The following is an 8026-nucleotide window of genomic DNA, read 5'->3' on the forward strand; positions in this document are numbered from 1 at the left end:
CCCCGGCTGCGGTTGCTTAGCCAGCGTGCTCCTGTGCCGGTGTCCGGGCAGAAATGACCTGGGGTACCGCCACGAGCGCCACGACGGCCAGGGCGCCGGCGGCGGCGAACGCGTAGAAGCCCCACGGATAGGCGATGCCGGCGGCAACGAGGCCGCCGGTCACGGCAGGCCCGGCGATGGCACCCACGCGGCCCACGCCGGCGGCGAAACCGAGGGCGGTGGCGCGGAGGCGGGCCGGGAACAGTTGGCTGACCCAGGCGTAGACGAGGACCTGCGAACTGAAGACGAAGACTCCGGTCACGAAGACGAGGGCGTTCAGCAGGATGGCGTTGTCCACCTTGACACTGAGGAGGGCGAGGCATACGGCCGACAGGCCAAACCAGAGCAGGACGATCCGCTTGGTTCCGTGCTTGTCCGCCAGGATGCCGGCGATGATCAGGCCGGCGACGGCGCCCAGGTTCAGTACCAGGAGCAGTGAGATGCCTGCGCTGACGGGATAGCCGGCGGACGCCATGAGCTGCGGCAGCCAGGTGTTCAGGCCGTAGACGAGCAAGAGCCCCATGAACGAGGCCGCCGCGATGGCCAGGGCCACCAGGGGGTACGGCTTCTTCGCGAGGTCGCGGACAGTGCCCTGCTCCTGCTTCTTGGCATCCCGCTCTGCCGGCAGGGTCTCGGGGAGCTTGAACCAGAGGAGGGGCACCAGGGCCAGGCCCGCGATGCCGCCCACCACGAACATGGTGCGCCAGTCCGGGATGACCATCAGTGCCAGGAAGGCGGTGGCCACGGCACCTGCGTGGTAGCCGGTCATGGTCCGGGTGGTTGACTTGCCGGCAGAACCGGCCGGGGCGTAATCGTTCATGTAGGCCAGGGCAACGGGGAGGCAGGCGCCAAGCCCCAGGCCGGCCAGCAGCCGGAACGTGCTGAACACTGCCACGTTGGGCGCCCAAATCACCGCGATGGTGAAGATGGAGAACCAGAGGACGCAGGCCACCAGCAGCTTGCGGTGCCCGAACCGGTCCGACAACGGGGCGATGAACAGGGCACCGAGACCGACGCCGACGAGGGAGATGGTTGCAGCAAGGGTGGCGCCGACCGCGTCGAAGCCAAGCTCACCGGTCTTGATGAGCGTAGGGATGACGGTGCCAAGCACCACTAGGTCGAAGCCGTCCAGGACCATGGCCAGCCAGCAGAGCCAGACCGGCCAGCGTGACGCGCGGGTGGAGGGGGAAGTGGTCATGAAATCCTCATTGATCAGGGAGCCGGGGGTGCATGCGGCTGAGAGCCCTGTCACCAGGGGGAGTGATCCACGGCATGCTTACTGCTTGCAGGTTACCAAGAAGTTCAATGAACGTACAAATGTTCGAACAGCGAACAGGGGCCTGTGGACCAAAGTTTGCCATGGCGGACCCTGTTCAGCTGTGGCCTGTGGGGCGCAAGATAAGCCATGAAAAAAATGCTTACCACCGGTGTGGCTGTGACGGTCCTGGTCCTGGGAGCCATAACGGCGGCCGCCCCGGGCAACGCCGCCACTCCGTCCTCTCCGGTGCCGGGGCACATCCTGGTCAAATTCCGCGACGGCAGCGCCGCCGCCGGGGTCCTCGGCGTACATGGGCTCAGCGACGGCCCGGCGGTCGGCAGTACCGGCGCCCACCTCATCAAAGTGCCGGCAGGCAGGGAACTGCAGCTCGTGGCCGCGCTGGGGCGGAGCTCCGCAGTTGAATACGCCGAACCGGACGAACTGGTGACTGCAGCCACCGCCGACCCGTACTTTGACCGGCAGTATGCCCTCCGGAACGTGGGGCAGTCCTTCACCAACACCGCCGGGACGGTCACGGTCCCGGCGGGCACCCAGGACGCCGATGTGGACGCCGTCGAGGCGTGGAACGTCACCAAGGGAACCGGGGTCAAGGTGGCGATCGTCGATTCCGGTGTCGCCATCAACCACGCCGACATCTCATCCAAGGTGGTTGACCGGGTGAACTTCAGCGATACCCAGATCATGGCACCGGAGGACTACGACAAGTACGGCCACGGCACCCACGTGGCCGGCATCGTGGCTGCCACAGCGGACAACTCCCTGGGCGTCGCCGGTGTGTGCCCGGGCTGCTCCATCCTGGACGCGAAGGTCCTCAACAGCAACGGGACCGGCTCCTCTTCCAGCATCGCCAACGGCATCGACTGGGCCGTGGGCAAGGGCGCCAAGGTCATCAACATGAGCCTGGGGCAGCGGGTCTCGTCACGGACCCTCGAGGCCGCGGTCAACAATGCCTGGAACCAGGGGGTGGTGATCGTGGCCGCAGCGGGCAACGCAGGTACGCAGGCCCAGGTCTACCCGGGCGCCTATCCGAACGTCATCGCCGTGGCCGCCACGGACAACAAGGACGCGAAGGCATCATTTTCAACGTACGGCAAATGGGTGGACCTCGCCGCCCCCGGCGTCAGGGTCTACTCAACCCTCCCCGACTACAGCACGGTCCTGGGCACGCAAAACACCCTGTCGCCGGGCTACGACATCCTCAGCGGCACATCGATGGCGTCCCCCATCGCCGCCGCCTCAGCAGCACTGGTCTGGAGCACGCCGGCTGGCACCTCCAACACCGCCGTCCGCGCCAAAATTGAATCCACGGCCGATCCGATCTCCGGCACCGGTTCCTACTGGGCCCACGGCCGGGTAAACGCCTGCAAGGCAGTGGATGCCCCGGTATGCTGAGCGCGGCAGGCGGGCCGGGCCGCCGTCGTCCTCCCACCATCCGGTCCTGCAGCTCGAAGGAGGTAACGGGATGCAGACAGCGCTCCCTCGTTCCAAACGCTTCCGGCGTGTAGCCGCAACGGCCGCGGCCCTCCTGGCGCTCGCCGCCGCGGGGTGCACCGGCGGACCGAAACCCCCGGACCAGCCATCACCCCTGCCCGACGTGCACATCGCCGCCGTCGGCGACATGAACCCCGAGGGGAACACCGACCCGGAGAGCCCCTCCGGCCGCAACGGCGCAGCCATTGCCCGGCTGGCAGCGAACAACGAAATCGACGCGTTCCTGGGCCTGGGCGACTTCCAGTACAGCACCGCGCGCTGCGCCGACTACGTGAACTTCTGGAAACCGCTCTGGGGCGGCACCCTGCCCAAGCTGTACTGGGTGTCCGCCCCCAACCACGACTGGGAACCCGGCCGCAACGAGGACCTGGACAACTTCATGAACGGCCAGTGCCCGGGCTCCACGGACAAGGCCGCGATCAACCAGGAACGCGGGTTCGTCCCGAACGGCCAGCCCTACTCGAAGGACTTTGGGAAGTGGCATTTCGCCTTCCTGTCCTCCGCCCTGTGGCGGTACGAGACCGCCGACGCCAAGGCCGCGACGGACTGGCTGGACAAGGACCTCTCGGCTGCCCAGGCCGCAGGCCAGCACCTGGCGGTGGTCTACCACGAGCCGTACTTCACGTCCGACACCAGCGAACATGGCCGCACCGAAGACAACAAACCGTGGATCGACGTGATGTGGAAGTACCGCGTCCGCCTCACCCTCTCGGCTTCGCAGCACAACTATGAGCGGTCATGCCCGGTGAACAATGCCGACAAATGCGTCGACGACGGCATGACGGCCTTCCAGGTTTCCACCGGCGGCATCGACACCCGCCCGTTCACCGGCCGCCGCCCGTCCTACATTGCGAAAAGGTTCAGCGACAGCCGTGGCTTCCTCCAGCTCACGTTGCACTCCGACGGCTCCTTCGACTGGAACTTCCAGGCAACCACCGGGTCCGGCGCCGACTCGGGGAGCCGCGCGGCACCGTAATCGCTTCGGAGCCAGGTTGGGGGCTTTTACCCCTATGCCGGTGCCTCCGGACGGGTCAAGGATGGGGCGTATGAGGAAATTGGTCACCGCCGGTCTCATGGCCGCAGCCATGATGCTTGGGCCCGTCCCGCTTGCCTTTCCCGCCCACGCCGGGGCGGCGTTGCCGGGCGCAGCGGGGCGCATCATCGTGAAATTCCACGACGGCGGTGCCGCCGCTGGCGCCCTTCGCCGGCAGGGCCTTGAGGACGGGCCTGCCATCGGCAGCACGGGGGCCCGGCTGATCAGCGTCCGCGCCGGCACCGAACAGCAACTCATCGACGCACTCAGCCGGGATCCCGCCGTCGACTACGCCGAACCGGACCAGCCCGTGGGTTCAACCACCTCCGACGAGTTCTTCCCGCGCCAGTACGCCCTGCAGAACACCGGCCAGGCGTTCACCAACAACAACCCGGACTATCCCATCAGCATTGCCGCCGGCACCCCGGACGCCGACGTGGACGCCGTGGAAGCGTGGAACACCACCACGGGAAATGGCATCAAAGTCGCGGTCCTGGATTCCGGCGTCGCCAGCGACAACCCGGACATCGCGCCCAAGGTGGTGGCCCGCGCCAACTTCAGCAGCTCCGCCACCAAGGCCGGTGACCCCGTCGCCGAGGACTACTACGGCCACGGCACCCATGTGGCCGGCAGCGTTGCCGCCACCGTGAACAACACCATCGGGGTGGCCGGCGTCTGCCCGGGCTGCAGCATCCTGGCCGGGAAGGTCCTCAACGACAGCGGCGTCGGCTCCAGCTCCAGCCTGGCAAGCGGCATCGACTGGGCGGTCAGCAACGGGGCCAAAGTGATCAACATGAGCCTGGGTGTGCGGGCCTCACGGACCCTGGAAACTGCCGTCAACAACGCGTGGAACAAGGGTGTGGTGCTGGTAGCCGCGGCAGGGAACGGCGGCAACCAAACCAAGATCTACCCGGGCGCCTATGACAACGTCATCGCCGTGGGAGCCACGGACAACAACGATGACAAAGCCTCCTTCTCCACCTATGGCTCCAGCTGGGTGGACATCGCCGCGCCCGGCGTCAACGTCTTCTCCACCTTCCCCAACCACCCGTTCGTGCTGGCCACCCAGAACCACCGGGCGCTGGGATACGACGTGGGCAACGGGAGCTCAATGTCCTCCGCCATTGTTGCCGCCGCTGCAGCCCTCGCCTGGAGCTCGCACGCAGGTGCAACGAACACTGTCATCCGGGCGGACGTGGAATCCTCGGGCGAGGTGAAGAAGGGCACGGAAACCTATTGGGCGCACGGGCGGGTGAACGCGGCCAATGCCGTGAAGTAGGCCTGGCCGCGTTCATCCCCGCGGACGGTCAGGCCCGGGCCTGCAGCCCCGGAACGCTGTCGCGGATTTCGAAGGACGCCTTGGTGGTCACCGGTGCACCCGGCGCCGTGACGTGGTCCAGTGTCCTGAAGTCCGCGGTCATTGCGTCCTTGGTGATCCGCGTGTTCACATAGCCGCGGTTGTCGTTGTAGAACTTCAAGTGCGGGTTCCAGGCCATGACCGGGTCCGTGGTGGAGCCGGTGCCGTTGCCGGTGGAGGTGATGGACGTGCACACCAGCTCGGACCCGACCACGGGGGAGGCCGGGTCCTTGTAGTCGACCTTGACGTCGTTGGCCCAGTTGCGGTGCACGTCGCCGGTGAGGACGACGGCATTGCGGACGTTCGCGTCCACCCAGCCCTGGGTGATCCGGCGGCGGGAGGACACGTACCCGTCCCAGCCGTCCATGGACACGTCGTCCACGTCCGCCGCCTGGGCGCGGTCGCGCTCGGCGAAGAAGACCTGCTGGCCCAGGATGTCCCAGCGCTGGGTGGAGTTGCGGAAGCCGTTCAGCAGCCACTTTTCCTGCTCGGCGCCGGTGATGGTCCGGTCCTCCGCCAGCCGCTCGGTGACGTTCTTCTTCCAGCCGTCGCCGGCCAGCTGGTCGTCGCGGTACTGCCGGGTGTCCATCATGTGGAAGTTGGCCAGTTGGCCCCATTGGATCCTCCGGTAGATCTTCATGTCCGGGCCTGCCGGCAGGGAGGACGGGCGCAGCGGCATGTTCTCGTAGTACGCCTGGAAAGCGGCGGCGCGGCGCTGCCGGAAGTGCTCCACGCTGTCGTTCAGCTGGCCGGCGTCACTGTTCTCCGGCACGTCGTCCGCCCAGTTGTTGTCCACCTCGTGGTCATCCCAGACCACCGCCCACGGTGCGATCGCGTGCGCCGCCTGCAGGTCGGCGTCGGCCTTGTACTGGGCGTGCCGCTGCCGGTAGGTCTCCAGGGTGACGGTCTCCGGGCCCTCGTGGTCGCGCGGGTTCCCTCCGCCGATCACGTAGCTGCCCTTCTTGTACTCGTAGAGGTAGTCGCCCAGGTGCAGCACCAGGTCCGGGTGGTCCTCTGCCAGGCGTCGGTACGCGGTGAAGTAGCCGTGCTCATACTGGGCGCAGCTGGCGAACGCCATGGCCAGCGCGGCCGGCGTCTCATGCGGCGCCGGGCTGGTCAGGGTGCGCCCCACCGGGCTCAGGTGCTTGCCGGCGCGGAGCCGGTAGAAGTTCTCGCGGCCCGCTTTCAGTCCCCGCAGCTCCACGTGCACCGAGTGCGCGGTTTCGATCCGGGCCTGTTCCACGCCGCGTGCCACCACGTTGCGCATGCCCTGGTCCTCGGCCACCTCCCACTGCACGGCGACCGGCCGCGACGGCATGCCGCCCAGCCCGTCCTCCGCGACGGGGTTGAGCGCCAGGCGCGTCCAGAGCACGAATCCGTCCGGCCACGGCTCGCCGGACGCGATGCCGAGCATGAAGGGATCGGTTCGGAGGCCGGCGTCATCCGCGGTGGAAACCGCGACGGCGGCACTCGGCAGGGCGGCCACCAAGCCTGTCCCCAGGCCGGCGGAAATAAGGGATCTGCGGGAGATGTTGTCCATGGCTCCCACGCTATTTACAGCCGTTGTACAGGTTTCGATGAGGATATGAATGCGCGGTTAACGGTGTGACAAGGATTGTTGGATCAGCCCGTTCTTGGCTTCGGCGCCGCACGGGCCTTTGGACTCTGGTCCCGACGAGGGCCGCCGGGCATCGTTGGCAGCGACCCCCTCCGGCCAACGAAAGAAGGCACCATGCCCCGCACGTCCGTCATCACCGGCGCCGCCTCCGGGATCGGCAAGGCAACCAAAGAACTCCTCGAGCAGCGGGGCGAACGCGTGATTGGCGTGGATCTCCACGACGCCGAAGTGGTGGCCGACCTCTCCACCAGGGAGGGCCGCAGCGCCTTGGTGGACGCGGTGCGGGACGCCAGCGGCGGCAGGATTGATGCCATATACGCAGTGGCCGGCCTCGCCATCCCGGCTCCGGCCACGGTGGCCGTGAATTTCTTCGGTACCGTCGCCTCGGTCGAGGGGCTCCGGCCCCTGCTGGCAGGATCAGAGGCGCCGCGCGCCGTGGTGGTGTCTTCCATGGCGGCCCTCATGGCCAGCGACGATGAGCTTGTGGCGCTGCTGGCCGACGGGGACGAACCGGCAGCCATCGAACGCGCCCAGGTCCTGGCCAAGGAACCGGCCACCACTGGCGGCCTCATCTACGCCTCGACCAAGGTGGCGCTGTCCCGGTGGGTCCGCCGCCAGGCTGCCACTGCGGAATGGGCGGGTGCCGGGATCCCGCTGAACGCCGTGGCGCCCGGCGTCATCGCCACCCCGATGACGGCCGACCTGATCGACACCGAACAGGAGCGGGAGTCGCTGCTGAAAGTTGTCCCCATGCCGCTGAACGGGATCGCCGAACCCATCGTCGTCGCCCGCCTGCTGGCCTGGCTGAACAGCGCCGAAAACACCCACCTGTGCGGGCAGATCGTCTACGTGGACGGCGGCAGCGACGTTGTCCTGCGCGGGGACTCCGTCTGGTGACCGGCCAGGCAGGGGCCTAGCTGATGGCGGTCATGACGTTCCAGCCGGGGCCCACGTTGATCCGCCAGCCGAAGAAGCCGTTGCCCTGGCCGGGGTAGGTCCAGAGGGTCCCGTCGGTGTCCCGGGCGATCAGGTCGGGTTTTCCGTCGCCGGTGAGGTCGCCTGCTGCGCTGATGGCGGTCATGACGTTCCAGCCGGGGCCCACGTTGATCCGCCAGCCAAAGAGGCCGTTGCCCTGGCCGGGGTAGGTCCAGAGGGTCCCGTCGGTGTCCCGGGCGATCAGGTCGGGTTTGCCGTCCCCGGTGAGGTCGC

7 protein-coding genes are annotated in these 8026 nt (G+C 67.6%); 4 read left to right on the forward strand and 3 right to left on the reverse strand.

Annotation, left to right across the window (positions count from 1 at the left end; all coding sequences use genetic code 11):
• Positions 1 to 16 precede the first annotated feature (16 nt).
• Positions 17 to 1237, reverse strand: a complete 1221-nt coding sequence (locus tag ACFVTD_RS05780; protein ID WP_387559424.1) for an MFS transporter — start codon at positions 1235 to 1237, stop codon at positions 17 to 19.
• A 207-nt stretch (positions 1238 to 1444) separates the two neighbouring features.
• Here ACFVTD_RS05780 and ACFVTD_RS05785 point away from each other — a divergent pair, with 207 nt between their 5' ends.
• From ACFVTD_RS05785 to ACFVTD_RS05795, 3 genes are all read left to right on the forward strand, one after another.
• Complete coding sequence (locus ACFVTD_RS05785) at positions 1445 to 2710, forward strand: S8 family serine peptidase (RefSeq protein WP_387559427.1); 1266 nt, start codon at positions 1445 to 1447, stop codon at positions 2708 to 2710.
• Positions 2694 to 3785, forward strand: coding sequence for a hypothetical protein (locus ACFVTD_RS05790; RefSeq protein WP_387559430.1), 1092 nt, complete (start codon positions 2694 to 2696; stop codon positions 3783 to 3785). Before ACFVTD_RS05785 ends, ACFVTD_RS05790 begins: the two co-directional genes overlap by 17 nt.
• A gap of 70 nt (positions 3786 to 3855) precedes the next feature.
• Positions 3856 to 5121, forward strand: a complete 1266-nt coding sequence (locus ACFVTD_RS05795) for a S8 family serine peptidase (protein WP_387559433.1) — start codon at positions 3856 to 3858, stop codon at positions 5119 to 5121.
• A 28-nt stretch (positions 5122 to 5149) separates the two neighbouring features.
• On the opposite strand, the gene ACFVTD_RS05800 is transcribed toward ACFVTD_RS05795, so the two are convergent.
• Positions 5150 to 6739: an alkaline phosphatase D family protein gene (locus ACFVTD_RS05800; RefSeq protein ID WP_387559436.1), complete on the reverse strand. Its 1590-nt coding sequence runs from the start codon at positions 6737 to 6739 to the stop codon at positions 5150 to 5152.
• A gap of 192 nt (positions 6740 to 6931) precedes the next feature.
• On the opposite strand from ACFVTD_RS05800, the gene ACFVTD_RS05805 reads away from it, so the two are divergent.
• Positions 6932 to 7714: an SDR family oxidoreductase gene (locus ACFVTD_RS05805; RefSeq protein WP_387559439.1), complete on the forward strand. Its 783-nt coding sequence runs from the start codon at positions 6932 to 6934 to the stop codon at positions 7712 to 7714.
• A gap of 16 nt (positions 7715 to 7730) precedes the next feature.
• Here the strand turns inward: ACFVTD_RS05805 and ACFVTD_RS05810 are convergent.
• Positions 7731 to 8026 (reverse strand): FG-GAP repeat domain-containing protein (locus tag ACFVTD_RS05810; RefSeq protein WP_387559441.1); only part of this gene is annotated, 296 nt, incomplete at its 5' end.

The organism is Pseudarthrobacter sp. NPDC058119 (genome assembly GCF_042884655.1).
Lineage (GTDB): Bacteria > Actinomycetota > Actinomycetes > Actinomycetales > Micrococcaceae > Arthrobacter.